At 45.3% G+C, this 22249-nt stretch carries 19 protein-coding genes; 18 read left to right on the top strand and 1 reads right to left on the bottom strand.

Annotated elements, in window-relative coordinates; translation table 11 throughout:
* Positions 1 to 124 precede the first annotated feature (124 nt).
* The 9 genes from PRIO_RS17515 to PRIO_RS17475 all read left to right on the top strand — a co-directional run bounded on the left by PRIO_RS17515 (position 125) and on the right by PRIO_RS17475 (position 8931).
* Positions 125 to 1987: a beta-L-arabinofuranosidase domain-containing protein gene (locus PRIO_RS17515; protein ID WP_020433897.1), complete on the top strand. Its 1863-nt coding sequence runs from the start codon at positions 125 to 127 to the stop codon at positions 1985 to 1987.
* Between the two features lie 175 nt (positions 1988 to 2162).
* Positions 2163 to 2840, top strand: a complete 678-nt coding sequence (locus tag PRIO_RS17510) for a response regulator transcription factor (RefSeq protein ID WP_039791110.1) — start codon at positions 2163 to 2165, stop codon at positions 2838 to 2840.
* Entirely contained in the window at positions 2837 to 3844 is a 1008-nt protein-coding gene (locus PRIO_RS17505; RefSeq protein ID WP_046503816.1) for a sensor histidine kinase, read from the top strand. The genes PRIO_RS17510 and PRIO_RS17505 overlap by 4 nt, the downstream gene beginning before the upstream one ends.
* A gap of 92 nt (positions 3845 to 3936) precedes the next feature.
* A complete protein-coding gene (locus tag PRIO_RS17500; protein ID WP_020433893.1) occupies positions 3937 to 4650 on the top strand; it encodes an ABC transporter ATP-binding protein in 714 nt (237 codons plus the stop codon).
* Positions 4647 to 5396 carry an ABC transporter permease gene (locus tag PRIO_RS17495; protein ID WP_046503813.1) on the top strand — a complete coding sequence of 250 codons (750 nt, stop codon included), beginning with the start codon at positions 4647 to 4649 and terminating at the stop codon, positions 5394 to 5396. Before PRIO_RS17500 ends, PRIO_RS17495 begins: the two co-directional genes overlap by 4 nt.
* The gene (locus PRIO_RS17490; protein ID WP_046503810.1) at positions 5393 to 6151 is read left to right on the top strand and encodes an ABC transporter permease; all 759 of its coding nucleotides are present in this window, start codon (positions 5393 to 5395) and stop codon (positions 6149 to 6151) included. The genes PRIO_RS17495 and PRIO_RS17490 overlap by 4 nt, the downstream gene beginning before the upstream one ends.
* Positions 6152 to 6347: 196 nt before the next feature.
* Positions 6348 to 6923: a TetR/AcrR family transcriptional regulator gene (locus tag PRIO_RS17485; protein ID WP_020433886.1), complete on the top strand. Its 576-nt coding sequence runs from the start codon at positions 6348 to 6350 to the stop codon at positions 6921 to 6923.
* 68 nt (positions 6924 to 6991) lie between these two features.
* A complete protein-coding gene (locus PRIO_RS17480; protein ID WP_046503807.1) occupies positions 6992 to 8209 on the top strand; it encodes an MFS transporter in 1218 nt (405 codons plus the stop codon).
* 158 nt (positions 8210 to 8367) lie between these two features.
* The gene (locus tag PRIO_RS17475) at positions 8368 to 8931 is read left to right on the top strand and encodes a hypothetical protein (RefSeq protein ID WP_231869704.1); all 564 of its coding nucleotides are present in this window, start codon (positions 8368 to 8370) and stop codon (positions 8929 to 8931) included.
* Positions 8932 to 9113: 182 nt separating this feature from the next.
* On the opposite strand, the gene PRIO_RS17470 is transcribed toward PRIO_RS17475, so the two are convergent.
* Positions 9114 to 10565, bottom strand: coding sequence for a hypothetical protein (locus tag PRIO_RS17470; protein WP_046503801.1), 1452 nt, complete (start codon positions 10563 to 10565; stop codon positions 9114 to 9116).
* A 354-nt stretch (positions 10566 to 10919) separates the two neighbouring features.
* Here PRIO_RS17470 and PRIO_RS17465 point away from each other — a divergent pair, with 354 nt between their 5' ends.
* From PRIO_RS17465 to PRIO_RS17425, 9 genes are all read left to right on the top strand, one after another.
* Entirely contained in the window at positions 10920 to 11348 is a 429-nt protein-coding gene (locus PRIO_RS17465; RefSeq protein WP_141639242.1) for a hypothetical protein, read from the top strand.
* 32 nt (positions 11349 to 11380) lie between these two features.
* On the top strand, positions 11381 to 12331 hold the full coding sequence (locus PRIO_RS17460; protein WP_020434221.1) for an aldo/keto reductase: 951 nt from the start codon (positions 11381 to 11383) through the stop codon (positions 12329 to 12331).
* Positions 12332 to 12551: 220 nt separating this feature from the next.
* Positions 12552 to 13127: a dihydrofolate reductase family protein gene (locus PRIO_RS17455; RefSeq protein WP_046503798.1), complete on the top strand. Its 576-nt coding sequence runs from the start codon at positions 12552 to 12554 to the stop codon at positions 13125 to 13127.
* Positions 13128 to 13408: 281 nt separating this feature from the next.
* The gene (locus PRIO_RS17450; protein WP_046503795.1) at positions 13409 to 14677 is read left to right on the top strand and encodes an ABC transporter substrate-binding protein; all 1269 of its coding nucleotides are present in this window, start codon (positions 13409 to 13411) and stop codon (positions 14675 to 14677) included.
* A 46-nt stretch (positions 14678 to 14723) separates the two neighbouring features.
* Positions 14724 to 15623 carry a carbohydrate ABC transporter permease gene (locus PRIO_RS17445; RefSeq protein WP_020434257.1) on the top strand — a complete coding sequence of 300 codons (900 nt, stop codon included), beginning with the start codon at positions 14724 to 14726 and terminating at the stop codon, positions 15621 to 15623.
* Between the two features lie 32 nt (positions 15624 to 15655).
* Positions 15656 to 16465 carry a carbohydrate ABC transporter permease gene (locus PRIO_RS17440; protein ID WP_020434256.1) on the top strand — a complete coding sequence of 270 codons (810 nt, stop codon included), beginning with the start codon at positions 15656 to 15658 and terminating at the stop codon, positions 16463 to 16465.
* 44 nt (positions 16466 to 16509) lie between these two features.
* Positions 16510 to 18498 (top strand): RICIN domain-containing protein, encoded by a 1989-nt coding sequence (locus PRIO_RS17435; protein ID WP_020434255.1) that lies wholly within the window; start codon positions 16510 to 16512, stop codon positions 18496 to 18498.
* Positions 18499 to 18613: 115 nt separating this feature from the next.
* On the top strand, positions 18614 to 20479 hold the full coding sequence (locus PRIO_RS17430) for a cache domain-containing sensor histidine kinase (RefSeq protein WP_082118122.1): 1866 nt from the start codon (positions 18614 to 18616) through the stop codon (positions 20477 to 20479).
* On the top strand, positions 20476 to 22014 hold the full coding sequence (locus tag PRIO_RS17425) for a response regulator (protein ID WP_020434253.1): 1539 nt from the start codon (positions 20476 to 20478) through the stop codon (positions 22012 to 22014). Before PRIO_RS17430 ends, PRIO_RS17425 begins: the two co-directional genes overlap by 4 nt.
* Positions 22015 to 22249 lie beyond the last annotated feature (235 nt).

Genomic DNA, 22249 nt, shown 5'->3' with positions numbered 1-22249 from the left:
TAATCATTGGAATGAAGGAAACGCTGTCTTATAATTTCATTGTAAAATCAAAGTGATCTTAAGGCACACGGAGGAATCAACCTAATGAAGATAAATCCGAGTAAGATTGAAGGGGCTGCAGGCGATGATAGAACTGAAGGGCAAACATGTCGTTGTTCATGACGGTGATTTGAAACGCAGGGAAGAAGCAAACAGGCGGTATTTAATGAAATTGACGAACGATAATCTCCTGTTTAACTACAAAATAGAAGCAGGAAGATATCATGGTAGAGATATTCCACATGATGCACATGGGGGATGGGAGACCCCAGTCTGTCAGATCCGGGGACATTTCCTTGGACATTGGCTGTCTGCCGCGGCTATGCGGTTTCATGAGACGGGTGATTTGGAACTAAAGGTAAAAGCAGATCTCATAATAGACGAGCTTGCCGAATGTCAGAAAGATAATGGCGGACAATGGGTTGGGCCTATTCCAGAGAAATATTTACATTGGATTGCGAAAGGAAAAGGGATTTGGGCTCCACAGTATAATATTCATAAGTTATTTATGGGACTTGTTGATATGTACCAATTTACCGGCAGTCAAAAGGCGCTCGATGTGGCAGATCGTTTTGCAGACTGGTTCGTCGAGTGGAGCAGCACCTTCACAAGAGAGAACTTCGATGACATTCTGGACATGGAGACAGGCGGAATGCTTGAAGCTTGGGCTGACCTGCTCCATTTTACAGGGAATGATAAATACTCTACCTTGCTGGAGCGTTATTTCCGCAGCAGACTTTTTCATCCTTTGCTGGAGAACAAAGATCCGCTGACCAACATGCATGCCAACACAACCATTCCTGAAGTATTCGGTTGTGCCAGAGCTTACGAAGTAACCGGCGAACCAAGATGGATGGACATTGTCACTGCCTACTGGAAATGTGCTGTCACAGAGCGGGGAACTCTGGCAACTGGCGGGAATACTGCCGGTGAAGTGTGGATGCCGAAAATGAAGATCAAGGCACGCCTCGGTGACAAGAACCAGGAGCATTGCACTGTATATAATATGATCCGTCTGGCAGAGTTTCTCTTCCGGCATACATCAGATCCGGCATATGCGCAGTATATCGAATATAATATGTACAACGGTATAATGGCTCAGGCCTACTATCAAGAATATCATCTGACCGGAAATAAGCACGGAAACCCCTCATCAGGGCTGCTCACTTATTTCCTGCCGATGAAGGCAGGCCTCAGGAAGGATTGGAGTTCGGAGACCGATAGCTTCTTCTGCTGTCACGGAACTATGGTACAAGCTAATGCTGCATTAAACAGAGGCATTTATTATCAGGATCACAATGATGTATTTGTATGCCAGTATTTCCATTCTGAGCTGACAACAGAGATCAACGGAGAGAACGTCCGAATTAATCAATCTCAGGATCATATGAGCGGGAGCATGCTGAACTCTTCGAATACTGCAGGACAGCAGGAATTGAATGAGATTACAGCTCTACACGAGAATCTGCCCAATTATAAAAAGTATGATTTCGTCGTCCATACCGGTGCTCCTAATGAGTTTGCAATCCATTTCCGGATCCCGGACTGGATCATGTCGGAAGCCGTCATCTATGTGAACGATCAGTTGCACGGCAAATCAGCGGATCACACGGCATTCTACACCATACTGCGGAATTGGCAGGACGGCGACCGGATCAGCATTATTCTGCCGGTCGGCATCCGTTTCATTCCTCTTCCGGACGACGAGCAGACAGGAGCGTTTCGTTTTGGCCCTGAAGTGCTGGCTGGTATTTGTGAGAATGAAAGAATTCTCTTTACACAAAAAGATGATGTTGCCTCTGAATTGATTATGGAAAATGAACGGGAGTGGGGCACCTGGCGCTATTTCTTCAAGACGGCAAATCAGGATCCGGGAATTCAGCTGAGAAGAATTCGTGATATCGGTTATGAACCCTATCAAGTTTACTTCACGGTAAAAAAAGCTTAGGCACTTAAATTGTAATAACCACCTGCATGCAGTTCTTGAATGTCCCATTAGAACCCGCGCCCCGCGCGGGTTTTCTGTGTCAAATCCAACAATTCTCTTTTCCTTATTGTATTTTATTCTTTGGATTGTGTTAGTCTGTCTAATAGTGAACTCCATTTAGAGAGAAGGATGTTATTTGAAAAGAAACGTATTATACATTGAAGATAATGAGAAAATAGGCAGCTGGGTCAAAGTAGAATTGGAACAGCGGGGATATTCAGTTCAGTGGCTGCTATCTGGTGAAGGGGCAGAAAAAGAAGTAAATCAGCATGAAATCGTTATTTTGGATATCATGTTACCCGGTTTAGACGGATTTACTGTGGGGAAACGCTTAAAAAAGGCAGCCCCTGCTGTTCCTATTTTGCTATTATCTGCCCGGACATCGGTAGATGATAAGGTAGATGGTTTACAATTTGCTGATGACTATTTAACGAAACCATTCCATTCGGATGAATTAGTTGCAAGATTAGAAGTATTAATCCGCCGAAGTGGAGGATCATATTCCGGACGCATTTCATTGGGCAATCATATTGAAGTCGATCCGGAAGCTCAGATGGTGTTTGACAAACGCACAGGAGAAGAAATCATATTGACAGGGAAACAACATCAAATCTTAATGTACTTCTTACGCCACCCTAATAAAGTTTTGCCGAAAGAACAAATCTATGAAGCCATTTGGGAAGAAGCTTATATCACTGGTGACAAAACATTAATGGTGCATATCCGCCGATTGCGTCAAAAGCTGGAACGTAACCCGGATTCCCCGGAGATTATTGAAACGTTAAAGGGAATAGGTTACCGGGTAAAGCTATGAAACAGACCAGATCATTATTTCGCCATTTTCTAAAAGGACATTTTCTATTTATCTTTTCTCCTCTAATTATGCTTATTTTCTTCTCGGCGTTCTTTGGGTCTTCGATCCATGGAGCGAAACTCAATACGTTAAAGCTGTTTTACGTTACACTGTTTGTGTTTGGTTTTATTATTATCGCTTTTGTTGTAATGTCCTGGGTGTTCTTCCTGAGGCTTCGCTCACGTCTTACCCGTTTGCAGGAATCCATGTCATTTTCAGCTAACCATAATTCATTTCCTCAACCGGTATCTGTTCAAACGGATCGTATGGATGAAATTGACCAGTTAGGAAGTTCTTTTAATTGGATGATTCAGCAGCTTGAAGACAGCCGCAAGCGGGAGCACGAAGAGGAATTATTACGGCATCGGCTTATTGCGAATTTATCTCACGACTTACGGACGCCGCTTACCATTTTGAGAGGACATGTCACCAGATTAAATAAAGAATCAATGAGTGTTGAAGGACAAAACTCATTAACAGAGATGAACCATACGATTACAAGAGTCGGAGATTTAATGGATGATTTACTTTCCTATACATTGCTTACATCAGGGAAACATCCTTTTAGGCCCACTTCAACAGATATTGTACGTTTAGTAAGAGCAGCTGTTGCTGCGTGGTATGATGCATTTGAAGAAAAAGAAATTCAGCTCGATGTTGATTTACCGGCAGAGAAGACTTTTTACTGGGAAGCAGATCCTAAATGGATAACCCGGGTTCTGGATAATTTATTTCAGAATATTCTTCGCCATGCAGCAGGGGGGAAATATGCACACATTGGGGTTGATGTAGACAAAGAACAGATCATTATTGCAGACAAAGGTCCAGGTATGGATCACTCTTCCTATGGGCGAGGGGCGGGGATTGGTTTATCGGCTTCAAATTATATGTTGAACAAAATGAGGCTGAAAGCTGACTTTACCTCTGATGAAAATGGTACAAGAGTAGCAATAGGTAGAGCTTAACCTAAAGTTAACCCGGAAGTAAACAGCAGGATAACCGGGATGTAACTTTGCTTCTCTATAATTAGAGCCATAACAGAAAGGAAGTGTTATGGTTGCTTACCATTAATAACTTAGTCAAACACCGCGGAAATCAAGAAATCTTATCAGGTATTAGTTTTAAGGCCAGACCAGGTAAGGTAACTGGTTTTTTAGGTCCCAATGGGGCAGGTAAAAGTTCTACCCTTCGCATCCTGCTTGGATTAGATCATGCCACCTCAGGGAGTGCACTGATTAATGGAAAGCCATTTGCAGAATTACATAATCCTCTGGCAACAGTAGGCGCCGCACTTGATGGATCTGGAGCTCATCGTATGCGGACAGGAAGGGCCCATTTACGTTGGATTGCTCGTGCCGCAGGCTTGCCCCGCTCACGTGTCGAGGAAGTTCTGGAAATCGCAGGTCTTACAAATGCAGCCGGCAAAAGAGTCGGGAGTTATTCCCTTGGGATGGGGAGAAGACTTGGGATGGCAGCTGCACTGCTTGGCGATCCCCAAATATTGATTTTAGATGAACCCGTAAACGGGCTCGACCCGGAGGGAATTCGTTGGATCCGGACATTTTTACGTAAACGTGCTGAGTCTGGAAATACGGTGTTACTCTCCAGTCATCTAATGGGAGAGCTTGCAGAGACGGTTGATGATGTGGTGATTATTAAGCATGGAACAATCGTTGCAGATGGAACATTGGAAGAAGTCATAGGTAATCATTCCACGCTGGAGGAAGCCTTTTTTGCCCTGACATCTGAAATTGCTGGTGATGTTGTATGAGAGCATTCAACGCGGAGCTGTCTAAGCTGTTCTCCCTGCCGGGCATTTGGCTTGCTTTTCTTATTGGAGCATTTGCCCCGGCTGTAATTGCTGCCTTGGACAGTACAGCACAAAAAGAGGAGATTATAGCTGGAGTTAGCACACGGCTGCCGGAAGTTGGTTATATTGGATTAGCTCTTGGTGTGCAAGGTGTCATTATTCTTGGTGTGCTTGCTGTCAGCAGTGAGTTTTTAACAGAGAGCAGTGAATCTGGTGGAGGAAAACAGATTACAACAAGTTTAACTGTTGTTTCATCCCGGCTTCATTTTTTGCTGGCAAAAGCTGGCGCTGTGACCGTGATCAGCATACTGCTGTGTATTGTTGCTATTATGACAACTGTGTCCGCAACGCATCTTATTCTTGGTGAATATGCCCCCGCATTTGAATGGTCTAGACTTACCGGTGCAGTATGTTACTGGACATTCACTGCTCTTTTGGCATTTGGGATTACTGTTCTGACTAAGAATGGCATTATCCCGCTTGCTGTGCTCATTACAAATACATCTTTTGTGTCATTTAGCTTCCTGCTGTCTAAGGTTTCAACGTTGGCGTTTTACTTACCAGATAGGGCTGGCATTGATATGTTTATGTCTATGAGCGACAGCTTTCACACCCCGTTCACTGGCGGCTTAGTCATGTTTGTCTGGGTAGCCGTTCTTTTCGTTGTTGCAGTTATGGTATTCCGTAGGAGGGACGTTGCATCATGAGTGTCTCATCCAGTAGAAAGATATCACAAATCCTTGGCGCTGAACTGGATAAATTAGTTACATTACCATGGATATGGCTCACTCTTATGGGTACATTCATTTTTAATTTAGTTTTAGCCGCAGCTTTTACTTCTGCTGGTCTACAAGGGGCGGCAGGAACGCAAAGTATACTAAATATAGGACTTGCTTCTATGGAATATCTTCAAGCAGGATTCATTATTCTTGGGATCTTAGCTGCGTGTTCCGAGTATAGTGGTGGACAGATTCGCACTACTTTAACGGCGATCCCTTGGCGCGGGCTCCAATTATCTGCGAAGCACTTGGCATTGGCCATTATAACCTTTCTTGCGGCATTTATTATTGCTGCATCTGGTGTACTATATACTTTTATTAAGATGAGGGACACAGCAGCAGGGGTAGAAATAGACACAATGATAGAAACGTTAATAGGTGCAGCTGGCTATCTAACATTAACCACAGTTCTCAGTGCAGCTATAGGTAGTTTACTAAGACGGACCACTCCGGCTTTAGTGGTAGTGCTTGGATATTATTTCATTATCAGTCCATTATCGAGAGATATTCTGCCTGATATTAGAAATTATTTTCCGGATATGGCAGGATATTATATGTATATGACGCCTTCCTCTAATGAAATAAATGTCCTTACACCCCTGCAAGGGGCAGGTATTTCAATGTTATGGACACTGGTCTTTATTACAGCAGCTATTGTATTCTATTGTAAAAGAGATGCCTAAGTTTAGGTTACAACCCATGCTCTTCGATCAACTCATTGAGAATGGGTTGATTTTTTTTGGCAGCATTAACCCAGATTGCCCAGTCCAGCCATAGCCATTGCAATAAGGAAATAAGCAGCTTTCATAACTGCAGAAAATACTGGACTTATCGTTCCGGAAAAGTATATACTGTACCTACGGAAACGGAGGGAGAGCCATGGGACGCTACAAAGAGTTTGATAAAGAAGCGGTGCTTCATAAAGCGATGCTCGTTTTTTGGAAGAAGGGCTACGAAGCGGCAAGCATTCCCGATTTGCTGGAAGCTATGGATCTTAGCAGATCAAGTCTGTACGAAACGTTCGGGGACAAACAAACGCTTTATATCGAGGCGATCAACTGGTACAAGAAGTGGAAGCAAGCCAAACGGGACATTCTCGTCAATGCGACATCCGCAAAATCGGGAATCCGGCAATACTTCGAGATACACATCGATTCCGCCTTGGACGGCGAGTCGCCGAAGGGCTGTCTCATTACTAATGCAGCAGTCGGCATGGATTCGCCAGATGAGCAACTGAATGCGTTGATCAGGGAGCGGTTTGACGAGTTGGAGAAATCCTTCTACGAGCTGCTGCGCAAAGGTCAGAAGACGGGAGAAATCATGCCTGAGAAAGATATCAAGACTTTATCTTATCTGCTCTCAAACCTGAATCATAGTATAAATATCGTTTCGAAGGTGCAGGGTGACCGCAGCAAGATGCAGCAGATGATAGACATGGTAATGGAAATGCTATAAAACATTTTTTTTTGCACATTCCGGAACGAATGTTCCAGAAAATTTCTGATGAGCAAAGGGGACTTTCTATGCATTCAGCTTCCATTCCAACGGAAAAATCGGTTTCGCCATCGCTGATTTTTATCCTGGCAGCCGCTTGCGGTATCATAGCGGCAAATCTTTATTATGCTCAACCATTGATAGGCTCGATCGGTTCGACCATCGGGCTCTCCTCCGGGACTGCCGCACTCATCGTTACATTGACTCAAGTCGGCTACGGGATCGGCTTGTTATTTATCGTACCGCTCGGAGACATCCTGGAAAATCGTAAGTTGATCCTTTCATCATTGCTCCTTACAGCCGCCGTTTTGGCAATTGCCGCTGTAATCAAAAGCGCCATCCTGTTCCTCACCGCTTCACTCGTGATCGGAGTAGGCTCTGTAGCAGCACAAATCCTTGTGCCGTATGCGGCTCATCTTTCGCCTGAAGCCGTGCGCGGCCGCAATGTGGGCAACGTCATGAGCGGGCTGCTTCTGGGGATTATGCTCGCGCGTCCCATATCAAGCTTGGTGGCGGAATATATGGGCTGGCGCGCCATATATTTCATCTCCGCAGCATTGATTTTCGCGCTGGCTCTTGTATTGGCAAAGGCACTACCCTCAAGGAAGCCTTCGACCGCTACAGCTTACCCGGCGCTGCTGAACTCCATGCTGCATCTGCTGAAGGCGACACCGGCATTGCGCCGGAGGGCAATTTATCATGCTTGTGTATTCGGAACGTTCAGTTTGTTTTGGACTACAATTCCGTTGGTATTGACAAGTCCGCCGTTCCATTTCACTCAGAAGGAGGTCGCTCTGTTCGCATTAGTCGGGGTAATGGGGGCAATTGTGGCGCCAGCGGCGGGCCGTATGGCAGACCGTGGATGGGTTCGCCCGGCTACGGGATGGGCATTGGCCATCGTCATCTTTTCCGGGCTGCTTCCCTTGCTGGTTCCATCAAGTTCTGCACTCGCAGTCCCCATCCTCGTAGTTGCGGCGATTTTACTTGACATGGGGGTTTCAGCCAACATGGTTCTCGGGCAGCGGGTGATTTTCTCTTTAGGAGCGGAATTCCGCAGTAGGCTTAACGGTTTGTATATGGCCATTTTCTTTTTAGGGGGCGCTATCGGCTCAGCGGCAGGGGGATGGGCTTACGCAACGGGGGGCTGGGAGGCGGCACTACTGATCGGAATCGCCTTACCGGCCATCGCCATGGCGTATTATGCTACGGAGTTTTCGAGATTAAGGAAGAAAAATCTCATTGATTGAGGAGCACAGTTACAGGCTGATTTCATAAAATTAACCTTATTCATAAATAAGGTTAATTTTATGTCATTCATCGCTTCAGCTGCTCTGATATAATTTCTGAAAGGTAGATGAAAGGGGATATAAAAACGAAAAAAACACTATTGGCTTGTATTATGATAATGATGATGCTAGCATCGGCTTGTGGAAATGCTGAAACGACATCGAATCCAAATACTTCCAGTGAGCCTAAACCTGAAACGGAAGAGTCTATTATTCCAAAAAACACCTCCGAATATTGTGATTCAGAAAGTATAAATTTGGATAGTGAAACTGAAACATATTTCTATGGTACTTGGAAAGTTGAGAAGCTTTTAGGATTTGCAAATTCATATAATGATGCTTCTGAATATCCAACAGGGCAAAAATTTATTGGAGATGAAATTATAATCAAAAAAGACTTTTTTTCATCAAAAGGACTTAAAAACTATAAGAAATATCAATATGAACTAAAAAATCCATTATATCAGATTACAGCGGCATGCTATAACTCTGACTCTTTTTATAGATTTTATAAAATAGATATCCCAGACTTAAAGATAAATGATGAAGTAAAAGCGATAGATATAAGTGACCCTTCTACAAAACTTAGCATACCAGTAAGTGTAAGTTTTTTAGTTGTTAATAACGATAGGCTTCTCTTGTTATCAGAGGCAACTATTTTTGAGCTTAAAAAAATGGGTTGAGACGCTCCAATTAGGGTGAGTGAAGCCGCCGGAGCTTGTAAAAGTGAACAACCGGACCACAAAATAACGTAAGCTATTTGGGCAGCCGATCAAGAAGATCGGCTTTTTTTAATGAACAGAAAAGTACAATTAGGTGAATTGCATCAATTGAACTTCCTATAGAAGTAAAAAGGTTTCGTGGGTTATGTCATCCGAAAATAAAATACACTGCCATACTGTCCTTTATATACGGGCTGCCCAAACTTTTTCACCCATTCCCCAAACAGCTTATGGGAAGTCCCGTTGGCGACAATGACATAATCGGGATGATCATAGTCTACAATCTCGGGAAGGTATTCGGAAAACCCGTACATGGAGCGTTCAAAAGCAGTCCAATCAAATACGCCAAGAGAAGCCTTTGTAATGAAGGGGTCCTGTCTTCCATCACACAACACATCTCCACCGCGGAACATGACATAACCGGATGAACCGTAACTGGCGAGAACTTTGGGCCGGATTCCCTCAGGGGTATGCTGTAAAATATAGTTCATCTCAGCTACCGGATAATTACGGGCATCAATGATTGGCGGAAATATAAAAATAAATACAACATTCAGAAGTAGACCTGCAGCAAGAAGCAGCCGTAGCGTGCCTTTCCGGAATACCTGGACGGGTATGCGTAAATTAGCGGTGGGAATGGCTTCAAAAAATATGGCCGCAAAATAGGGAATGAAGAGCCACATAAACAAGTTCTGCTTGAAGTTCGACACCCCTAAATACAAAATTCCCAGCATGAACAAGTAGCGGAACGGGTTACGTCGCAGTGCGTAGGGCAAAGTGCAGGCAAAGAACAGAAGCAACAGCATTATCGGGAGATTCTCCAGAGAGCTGTATTGAATCGGCTTCCATTCGTTGATAAGTAAATTGAAGTTTTTTTTCGTCACGGTCAGGATGAACAAAAGACTTTTTATTCCGCCGGGGTTCAGCATGCCGATCAGCCAGACCAGGACAAAGACGGCTGTTTTACGCAGCGTCATGGTTTTGTTATATAAGGACTCCAAGAATGCCATCCCTGTAAATACAGCAATGACAAGCCATACCCCTGCGTGGAAATTCGCGATTGCCAAAGAAAGTATGAGCATCGCTGCTGCATATCTGCTTTTGGAGGAATACTGGTATTCCCTTAAATATATGAAGTACCAGACAATCATAAATGACGAAATCATCTGCGGACGGCCTTTAAAATAATTGTAATAAATCCAGCAGGAAATCAGCAGGACAAAAGGGAGCAAAAGAACATGATCCTCCACAAGTCCCAGCTCTTTACGCGATGATTTGCCCAGCCGGAGCAGACCCAGTATTAAAAAGAAGAGACATCCCGCTGTCAATATGTATACTCCCGGCCAGCCGAAGACTTTATACAGCGGTGCCACAAGGATTTGAAATCCGAATTCATGGGGTACATAAGGCAGCTTGTCTCCATAAAAGGTATGGATGGCATGATGCAGGACTTGCCCGTGATCGATCATATATTGGCCCACTTCAATATGCCAGAAGGTGTCGGGGTCATTATAAGAAAATTTAGGGATCATTAACAGAAGAGTCCCAATGATTAATAAAGCGTACAGCCATTTGGATAATTTGGACGTTGTCATTGCCTAACTCCCCGCGTTTTTAATAACACTATACCCAAGTATTCTTAAAATAAAGTAAGGAACGAACCCGCACGTGAACTTAATAAATGCTTAAGAATGGTTTCATGACCACCATATATAATCCCCTCTTTTCGAAAACCCTAATCTCTATAAATGATCTGGAGATTGAAACTAGGAGCTAAATGAACAAGTTGTTTGAGCTTTTCAGCAAAGTATTCTCGCGGGTTTCCAGTTATACTAAACGTATAAGTGTTGAAACGTTTGTTAAGAAACATAGGGGACTGGCATAACCGAGAGGGTGATAATGAAATGGAAACTAGAGCAATCGCAGGAACAAGTAAGGCAGGAACGTCCATGACTATGCGATCAGGCAAAATGGTCAAGGCGCCTCATGATCTGGTTAAGTCTCCGGAGAAAAAAGGGAGCTTGAAGCTGGATGGGATGTCCGTTATCGAATTCTGTTTTTACACGCAAGGCAGAAAAGGAACCTTTTTTTTGCAGGATCATCTTCTGCTAATCGTCAAGTCGGGTGTCTATACCGTTCGCTTCGGTGATCAAAAATATATGATGCGGAGCAACGAAATGATGTTTATTCATAAATCAACTGGAGTCGAGTACGAGAAGACGGGTGAACCCGATTCCGATTACATCCTCGACTATATGATGTTTTTCCTGAACGAGAAGATAGTAGATGAATTCCTCCAATTCGCCGGTTTAAAACCCATCAGTATTAAAATAAGTATGAAGGAGAGATTCCGAATGAAAACACTGGTTAGTATTTAAAATTTCACTAATCTAGAAAGGTGTTGAAACAAATGAAAAAGGTAAAATTGCAAAATGAAATGATTCCTTCGATCGCTCTTGGTACCTGGTCATGGGGGACCGGTCAAGGCGGCGGGGATGCTGTTTTCGGGAATAATCTTACCGTGGAAGACTTAAAACCGGTTTTTGATTCGGCGATGAAAGCCGGACTCAATTTATGGGACACTGCGACTGTGTACGGAATGGGAGCCTCCGAAAGCATTCTGGGCGAGTTTACAAAAGGCCGAGACGATGTGCTGCTCTCAACGAAATTCACTCCGCAACTTGGCGGGCCTGTTGAAGACCGCTTGAATAGTAGCCTGAACCGGCTCGGCACAGACCATACGGATATATATTGGATCCATAATCCTCTTGATGTAAAAAGATGGACTCCAGAGCTGATTCCGTTGATAAAAAGCGGAAAAGTAAAATATGCAGGCGTCTCCAACCACAATCTGGAGGAAATCAAACTAGCGCAAAGTATTCTGGCTGAAGAAGGGCTGAAAATCTCTGCTGTACAAAATCATTACAGCTTGCTGTACCGTTCGTCCGAAGAAGCCGGAGTTATTGATTACTGCAACGAAAACAACATTGTGTTTTTCTCCTATATGGTGTTGGAACAAGGCGCATTAACCGACAAATACAATGTGAAAAATCCTCTCCCAAGCGGCACCAGAAGAGGAGAGGCGTTTAATGAAGACGTACTTGCGAAACTGGAAGGCTTGATCCATGTTATGAAGGAAATCGGCGATAAGCACAATGCAACTTCTGCACAAGTTGCAATCACTTGGGCCATTGCGAAAGGAACCGTTCCGATAATCGGCGTTACGAGAACTTCCCATATTGCTGATGCTGTAAAAGCCGCTGAAATCATGCTGACAGCAAAGGATATCCGTGATCTTGAAGCAGCGGCGAAAGAGACAGGAATAGTAATCAAAGGTGACTGGGAAAAGCCGATGCATTAATCACTATCCAAAAGCAAAGCTTAGTACAATCTGTATGAGAATCTCTAAAGAATATAAAGTTGCAGACTGAGAAAATAATGTATTAGACTTACGATACTTCATTAAACTAACGGATAGGTTTTGGGATTAGCAATCCATAAGAAACAACCCAAGTTGAATTCTGCTAAAATGTAGTCAATGTATAAGGTAGATATCCCACATGAACAAAGGAGAACTGAAAATGAGAAAACTCGTTCTATTTCTTCACGCATCGCTTGACGGTTTTGTAGAGGGGCCGAATGGTGAAATGGATATTGGCTGGGTTTCCTACGATGCTGATTTGGCGAAACATGCGAAAGAAATTCTGAGTACTGCCGACACTGTCATTTGGGGTCGTGGGACTTATCAGATGATGCACGGTTACTGGCCATCGGTGCTTTCGAACCCGTCAGCTTCGCAGCATGAACGGAATCATGCCGAGTGGATCGAAAAGACAGCAAAAATCGTTTTTTCCACGACGCTGGAGAACGTCGAGTGGAATAATTCCAGGCTCGTGAAAGAAGGTGTCGAGGAAGAGATCAATAACCTCAAACAGCAGCCAGGCGAGGATATGGTCATCCTCGGCAGTCCTAGGTTCGCACACCACCTTATGCAGCTTGATTTAATTGATGAGTATAAAATTACGGTTTCTCCCGTCCTGATTGGTAAGGGATTGCCGTTATTCCAAGGTCTCAAGGAGAAGATCAATCTTAAGCTGATCGAAAACAAGACCTTTGATTCTGGAGCCATAGGTCTCGTTTACCAGACGGTAAGATGACCTTGTCACTTATGAATAAAAAGAAGCCTGTCAACCATTATGGTCGGCAGGCTTCTTTTTTAATTAATTTCCGTAAATAACGGACTCGTCCTAAGGGGATTCTCTAGAAGAGAGACATCTCATTAAATCAAGTAATATAACCCATTAATTTTTTACACCTGTCTTTAGATTTTGGAGTTTAAGCACGCCCCCCTGTAATTTATCATATAAATATGAAGCGCTTCAAATATCTTAATAGTTTATAGCAATCATTTAAATCATCGAGAGGGCGGAAGAATTGCATGAGAAAAGGATGGACGTCACTGCTGGCTTGTGTTATGACCATGACCATCGTGTCAGGCTGCGGGTCGGATAGTACGGATGGAAATGGAAGCGCTGTAACGGATCCTCCGAATGTAGTAAAGAATAACGCTTCAGCGTCTGCGGGAGCGGAGAAGGTCAAGCTAGTATTATGGCATTATTATGAGAAGGATATCGAAGACTTCGTTACAAAATTCAATGAATCTCAGGATGAAGTGGAGGTTACGCCGAGTTTCGTTCCGTTCAGTGATTTCAAGAAGCAGCTGACCATCGGACTTTCGGCAGGTAATCTGCCGGATCTGGTGCTAGTCGATAATCCGGATGTGGCCGCTTTTGCCGCAATGGGCCTGTTTGAAGACATCACTGATAAGGTAAACGCCTGGGCGGACAAGGATCAATTCTTCGAAGGCCCGATGAAGTCTGGAATTTATGAAGGCAAGAACTATTCGCTCCCGTTCGTGAGCAATTGCCTGGGCTTATTCTATAACAAAGAGCTGCTGGACCAAGCTGGTGTGAACCCGCCGCGAACCTGGGATGAACTTAAGACTACAGCGAAGGTATTAACCAAGGATGGTGTACACGGCTTTGCAACCTCGCTGCTCAAAGGGGAAGAAGGCACCTTCAATTTCTATCCATGGTTAATCGCCGCCGGCGGAAGCCCCGAGAAGCTGAATAGTCCAGAGGTTGCAAGCGCCGTAGATTTCTTATCCGGACTGCTGGAAGACGGCTCGATGAGCAAGGAAGTGATCAACATCGGGATGTCGGACATTGAAAAGCAATTTGCCGCCGGCAAAATAGCGATGATGGTGAACGGTCCTTGGCAGACAACATCCATTGAGAAGGATAACCCTGAACTCGATTTTGGAATCGCTCTAATTCCACAAGGCAAGCAGAATGCCTCCGTATTAGGCGGAGAGAACATCGGAATGATCCAGGGCAAGAACAAGGAAGCCGCATGGAAATTCATCTCTTGGGCGCTTAGTGCTGACTCTGTCAGATCGTATGCGGAAGTATCGGGAGCATTCCCGCCAAGAAAAGATGTTGCTGCCGACAAGAAATATACTGAAGACCCGTCGCTCAAAGTCTGGATGAAACAGATGGAGTCTGCGATGCCAAGAGGTCCGCATGCGAAATGGCCGGAATTGTCTACTGCTATGTCTACGGCCGTACAGGCAGCAGTGACTGGAGCAGCCTCGACCACTGATGCCCTCGCCGCAGCCCAGGCCACTGTCGATGAGATGATGAAATAAACGTTCCACCTCTGCAACTCCCTACTAACATAAGGTGGTCTTATTGATGAAATTTGCTTCCCGGCTCATGAAAGGGGATCGTGTAGGCCTGCTCTTTGTATTACCGGCAGTTGCCTTCATGTTATTCTTTACCGGGTACCCGATAATCCGGAACATTATCATGAGTTTTCAGAACGTTGATGTTATGACCTTGAATCTTCCGCACAAAGAGTTTGTTGGACTGGGCAACTATAAGGGGCTGTTCGCTGATCCTCTGCTTGGTACGTCTTTGTATAACACCCTGTATTACACGGTATTCAGTATTGCAATCCAGTTCGTAATCGGCTTCATGCTGGCGCTGTTCTTCAACAAGAACTTTGTACTGTCGAAGAAAGTAAGAGGGCTGATTCTCATCCCATGGATGATCCCGGCAACCATAACCGCCCTTGTCTTCAAATACATGTTCAGTGCTTCCGGGGGAATCGTCGATCAGATTCTTATGGATCTGCACATTACGAACGGGCCGGTTGAGTGGTTGCTACATCCCGTCAGTGCCATGTGGTCTTTAATTCTGACCAACTCCTGGATTGGCGTTCCGTTCACGATGATTATGCTGCTAACCGGTTTAACAACGATTCCAAGTGAGCTTTATGAGAGTGCGTCCATTGATGGGGCCAGCCGGTGGGGGAAGCTGCGGCATATCACGCTTCCTCTTCTGCGGCCTTCCATTGAGGCAGTACTTATTCTTGGATTTATCTCCACCTTCAAGGTGTTCGATCTCGTCTATGTAATGACGAAGGGCGGACCTGTAGATGCAACAGAAACGTTATCGACACTTTCCTACAAGCTTTCCTTCTCTGAATTCAATTTCAGCCAGGGTGCGGCTGTGGCCAATATTCTATTCGCGATCTTGTTCGTAGTCAGTCTTGCCTACCTGAAGCTTGTGAAGGAAGATGAGGTGATGTGAAGGTGAGTGAGATCCGAAGCTTAAGAGGACGAATGTTATATAACCTTGCGGCTGCATTGATCTGTATCGTCTTTCTCTTTCCGCTCTACTGGATGATCATCACTTCGTTCAAGACAGAGCTGGAGATTTTCCAGACGCCGATCTCATTCTTTCCGAAGAGTATCAATTTCAATGCCTATTTCGAGCAGGTGAGAGAGGATTATAACATCTTCCGGAACTTTCTGAACAGTATCATCATTTCAGGCGCGGCAATGGTCATTGCAGTGGCACTAAGTATTCCTGCTGCCTATGCACTGGCGAGATTCAGGTTTAAGGGCAGGAAGCTGGTCATTTTATCGTTCCTGATCACCCAGATGCTTCCCACTTCGCTAACGTTAACGCCATTATTTATTATTTTCAAAAATATGGGGCTGTATAATACGTATCTGGCCCCGGCAATTGCTGATGCAACGATTGCGATCCCGTTCTCTGTTCTGATCTTGCGGACATACTTTGTTACCATTCCGCGGGAGCTGGACGAAGCAGCCAAGGTTGACGGATGCAATGTGTTCACCGCATTTGTCCGGATTATGATTCCAATCTCGATTTCCGGTGTCGTTGTCAGCATTATTTTCTCAACCCTGTTTGCCTGGGCGGACCTGATGTACGCCTTCACATTCATTAATAAACAGAATATGTGGCCGGTCACTTCAGGGGTGTTCAATTTCATGCAGCGCTACGGGACACAGTGGAATAACGTCATGGCCTTCGGCGTAGTTTCCGTGCTACCGATCATTCTTCTATTTACGTTTCTGCAAAAGTACATTATTAGCGGTTTAACAAACGGTGCAATCAAAGGCTGATATTACTGCTCTAAGAAAATTTTGAGTAGAAAGGTTGATAACCGATGAAATTTTCCCGTAAAATGCTGGCGGCTTCTATGGTTCTGTTTCTGCTCACGGCAGTCTTTAACCAGGCGTTCGCCTTTGGTCCGGTAACCCTCTGGGGGAGCAGTGCAACGCAGAGTGCGAGCTACGCCCGGGCGCTGATTCTTCAGAATAGCGGAGCGGACAACGGCAAGATGTACGCTACACATGAGACATGGACCGCCAATCAGCTGCCGCATCCGGCGGGTCCTAATTTTCCAATCTATGAAAGCACCAATGGCGGACAAAACTGGACAAAGGTGGGGGAAGTTGCCGATATTCATCCGGGAGAAGGTCTAAGAGAACAAGGCTTCCTCTATGAGCTTCCCCAGCAGGTCGGCAATATGCCGAAGGGGACGATGCTGCTCGCGGTCAATGCTTTTCCTGAAGGCGAGCTGGTGCATAACATCGAACTCTATAAGAGCAACAATCTGGGCAGATCCTGGACCTATGTCGCAACCATCGCCACCGGAGGGGCTTATGGAGGAGGCATGAACTGGGAGAGCCAGGGAATCTGGGAGCCGTTCCTCCTCGTAGCTGGCGGCAAGCTGCTGTGCTTCTATGCGGATGAGCAGGACGCGAATCACAATCAGATGATTGTCCACCGCTCATCAGCAGACGGCGTAACCTGGAGTCAGACCAAGGTGGATGTGGCGCTCGGAAATTCCCGTCCGGGCATGCCGACGGTTACGCAAATGGGTAATGGACAGTATATGCTGGTATATGAAATCGTTAATATGTATGACGACCAGATTCACTATAAGATATCCAATGATCCCGAGAATTGGGGCAATACCGCCGATGCAGGCATGAAGGTTAATTATTATAATGGCCAGACCCCGGGTTCGCAGCCGTATGTGGTCTGGGTTCCTGGCGGAAGTCCGAACGGAACGGTTATCATCTCCGGAGGACGTTCGGACAAGCTGTTCCTGAATTATAATTACGGGCAAGGTCATTGGACAACGCAAGATAGCGTAATTACATTGGGATATAGCCGAAGCCTGGTTCCTGTGAGCAACAATAAGCTTTTTATCATCTCTACAGTCAAGAATGCCTCAACCGGCAATAGCGATGTCATGGCTGGAACCAGCGATATCGTCCCAGCCAGCAACAATTACAGCGACAACCAGATGATGCTGGTCAATAAGAACGGAAAAGCAATGGATTTGATCGGGGGAAATCAGAATAACGGCGCTGTGATTAACCAGTGGGCCTATGATTACAACGGGCCTAACCAGAGATGGTCAGTCATTCCTGCCGGAAACGGTCATTTCCGGATTGCGAGCAGCGTCAGCGGTAAATATGCAGCGGTGCAGGGCAATTCAACGAGCGATGGAGCACAGCTTGTCAGTGCACCATATGAGGAAGGGAATGCCTTCCAGCAATGGGACTTTGTCGACGCCGGCAACGGCTGGTTCAAGATTGTCAATGTTGGCAGCGGAAAGGTGCTTGATGTAGACAAGAACTCGCTGGCTAATGAGGCCAAAATGCAGCAGTGGGCCTGGACCGGTGCCGAGTGCCAGTACTGGAGAATCCAGCCGCAGGGTGACTATTATATTCAAGCAGAGCATAGCGGCAAATATTTGAATGCGGGTGGTGCCGGGACGGCTAATGAAACTCCAGTGATCCAGTTTACTTTCGAGAACAATATCTGGTTTAAATGGAGATTTGAGAGTACGGGTGAAGGTTATTATAAAGTGCTCAATTTGAACGCCTCCAATAAGGTGGCTGACGTATCGAACGTTTCTACAGCTGATGGTGCCAAAGTGCATTTGTGGGATGATGTGAATGCAGGGAATCAGCAGGTAAGACTGGTGCCACAGCAGGACGGAAGCTTTAAGCTGTTCTTCAAGCATTCCAATAAGGCCTGGGATATCGAAGAGTTCTCGCGCAACAATGAAGCCAGACTGACCCAATACACTGAGGTAACTGCAGACAACCAGAAGTTTTATCTGGAAAGAAGCAACTAACTTCATAGTTAATCAACATTCAGGTTGAGTAGACTATATGTATGTTCAAACATACATATGGTCTACTATCATTTGTATTCAGACTAATATTACGATACCGCGCTGAGGGATATTAATGAACAGAATGATTGGTTTAATAAGAGGCATGTTCAAAGGCTACAAGCGGAGTCTGAAAGGTAAACTGATTCTCTCCTTCCTGTTCACAGCCATTCTGCCGCTCATGGTGGTGCAGTTTATTGTATATACCAGCACTGCCAGATCGATGCAGCACAAAATAAATGAGCTGCTGGAAGGAAATCTGATTCAGGCCGCCCGCAGTGTAGACAGGGAGATTGCCTCGTATAATGACCTGCTATATCAAATTTTCACAGACGAGGATATCACTCAGCTGACTCTGAAGATGACACATGGTTCAGACAATGAACAGATCATCTCTTTTGGCAAGCTGCGGGAGAAACTGGGGGTTCTGGCCAATTCCAAGGATGGAATCTCAAACATTTCCATTCTCATGCCGAATGATTTAGTCGTATGCTATGACAAGATAACTGGACTTGCCACTCAGCATTATTGGGCCAAATTCGGAGGGCAGATTACGGACACAGAATTCTATAAGCAGGCGGGGCAGACCGATCAAACGGTGATCCTCCCGACCGAATATGCTGATCAGTACGGGGAGAAGTCCACACATTTATTCCATCTGGCCAAGAGAATGTTCGACATAGGAAGGCAGAATAAGAATACAATCGGCGTAATCGTGATTAGCCTGAAAGAAGAAGTACTGTCCGAGGCTGTAAATTATGCGAATATGCATCTAAATGGCAGCGGGTTCAATTACATTGTTGACCACAATCAGACCATAATCTCCTTCCCGGAGAAAACATTGATCGGTGAGCCGGAGACAAATTTCTTGAATCAACATGCCATTAAGCTCACCAGCGGAAGTACCGTATCAAGTGTATGGGCTGAGCGCTGGAACAAAAAACCTGTGCTGGTGAACAAACAAACGGACAGCACACTCGGCTGGAGCTTCGTCAACATTACCGATAAAAAGGAGATGTTCCGTGAAATGCAATCCCACCAACGTCTGTATCTGATGATCGGTGTACTGACGATTGTATTCTCGCTGCTGTTGGCCGTTTATTTCTCCGGAAAATTCACTCATTCGCTCCGAACGATTGTCCGTGCCATGACTTCTGCCAAAAGGGGGAATCTGGATGTGCAGCTTAACTTCCATACGGAGGACGAAATCGCCATAATCTCCTCAAGCTTTAACAGCATGATCGGCCAGATTAAGGAATTGGTGGAAGATGTCAAGTCTGCAGCAAGGCAGCAGAAAGATGCTGAGATTAAAGCGCTAGAGGCGCAGATTAATCCTCATTTCCTATACAACACTCTGGATACGATTAACTGGATCGCCATTGAGAATGAGCAATATAAGATCAGCCACATGCTCAAGAATCTGGCGCAAATACTCCGGTACACGATTAGCCCAAGCAATGAAATCGTCCCTATACGGAAGGAAATGGAGTGGCTGCGGCAATATATTTACTTACAACAAATTCGCTTTGAGCATTCCTTCGAGTGTGTCCTGGAAGTAGAGGAGGCAGTGGTGGATTGCAAAATCTACAAGCTGCTGCTTCAGCCCTTTATTGAGAATGCCATCCTGCATGGACTGGAGGGCTGCCGTACTGGTGGGCTTATTACGGTCACTGTCGGCGGGTACAAGAGTAGCTGCATTCAGGTTCGAATCACAGACAATGGCCGGGGGATGACTCCTGAGCAGCTTGCCCAAATCTTGAATCGCAAAGAACAGACGGTAAAAAAGAAGGGAGGCGGGCTGGGAATACATAATGTGTTTACCCGTCTAAGACTCTATTACGGGCAGGACTGCCGCTGGAATATTACCAGTCAATTAGGGGAAGGAACGCAAGTTCTGTTAGAAATCCCGCAATGTCCTGAAGAGGGAGGACTAACGAAATGAGGATTGTTGTTGTTGAGGATGAGGCAACTCTTCGCAGGGGAATTATTCAATTCATCGAACAGATGAATGAGCGGTATCAAGTGGTCGGCGAAGCGGACAATGGCGCGGACGGGGAGCGGATCATTCTGGAGCTGCAGCCGGACTTAATTATTACCGACATTAAGATGCCGGATATGAGCGGTCTGGAAATGCTCGAGAAGCTAAAGGCGCAGCATTTCGAGTACCGCTCTATCATTCTAAGCGGCTATTCGGAGTTCGAGTACGCAAAGCGGGCAATCAGTGCAGGTGTTCAGGAGTATTTATTGAAACCGTTTACGGAAAATGAGCTGCGCAGAGTGCTGGCAGAACTTTCGTTGTCCATTGAATTGCAGAGAAGTCTCGATCCAGCCCATAAGGAGGGAGCCGCATCCTTCGATTATTACTTCAACAGCCTTCTGCTCGGAGCCCCTGTGAATCTGGAAGTCCTTGCAGAACGACTGCTCAAGGAATACAACCTAAATATCCGCCAGCCGTTCTACCTTGCGGCTATATATTTGCATGAGAACTGTAATGAGGCTGAACAATCGTGGGAGAAACTGCTGTACAGCCAGCTGGATAAGACGATGAAGGGGCCGGTTTGTACTTTTGCTTTGCCAGCTGATCATCTGCATCTACTGTTATTAACAGATCAGCAGAGTATTGATCAATTCTACAGAGTAATCAAGCAGATGTTAATGGCAGAAGAGAAGCCGCCGAATATGGCCAGCGGATTTATTAAATGCGAGGACATGACCAGCTTCAGGATGCAGCTAACTGAGCTGAAGAATGACCTCCAATGGTCGATTGTGCTGGGCGATCAAATTGTAATTGATCATGAGCGCATCCAGACACTGGTGACGCAGATTGTCCGCTATCCGGTTGAGCTGGAGCGGCAAATTATTCTGGAGATCCATGCTATAGATTTAAATACAATGTACTCCACTTGCCAGGAGTTTCTGCATTACTGGAGATCAAAGCTATACCATCCGGAAGATGTCATTCATGCATTCGTGCAGTTTTGCTCCGCGATAGTCAACGCAGCTCACAAAGCTTCTCTCAAGTGGGAACAGACGCTGAATCTCAGAAGGGTATATCTCAAGCTGATGGATTCTCTGACCTGGTCCGAATTAAGCGGCACCCTGCTGGAGCTGTATGCAGAAATGCAGGATTCAGTCCGTGATTACAAGCTTGAATATAGCCCTGTAATTAAGAGGGTGATCCATTACATTGATCTGCACCTGCATGAGCGGATTACACAATTGGAGGTGGCGGATAAGCTTCGTATTACCCCAGAGTACTTAAGCCTGCTGTTTGCCAAGGAGGTCGGCAACAACTTCAATGCCTATGTCCGGGAGAAGAAGATGAACCGGGCCAAAGAGTTGCTGATAGAGAGCGAATTGAGCGGATATGAAATTTCGTCACTGCTGGGGTTCACGGATCCTAAGTATTTCTACAAGGTGTTCAAGAATGTGACGGGCCTCTCCACTAGTGATTTCATCAAGATCCACCGGAGATAATACCTGATATTGATATTTTTACAAGGCCCGTCCCAAAAGCCACGAAACGGCTGATTGGGACAGGCTTTGTTTGTTATTGAGTACTTAAGTGAAAAACAATCGAGGAAAAAGAATTGGCTCAAAAATATAGGAAGCAAGCAGAAGAAGTAGCTTTCTTAAACATACTTTAATTACGTAAAATAACAATTTGACGAATAAATAGTAATGAGATATATTGGATGTACGGAGGTTCGTA

Source organism: Paenibacillus riograndensis SBR5 (assembly GCF_000981585.1).
GTDB lineage: Bacteria > Bacillota > Bacilli > Paenibacillales > Paenibacillaceae > Paenibacillus_AQ > Paenibacillus_AQ riograndensis.
The sequence above is the reverse complement of the archived record's forward strand: the minus strand, read 5'-3'. Positions and strand labels throughout refer to the sequence as shown.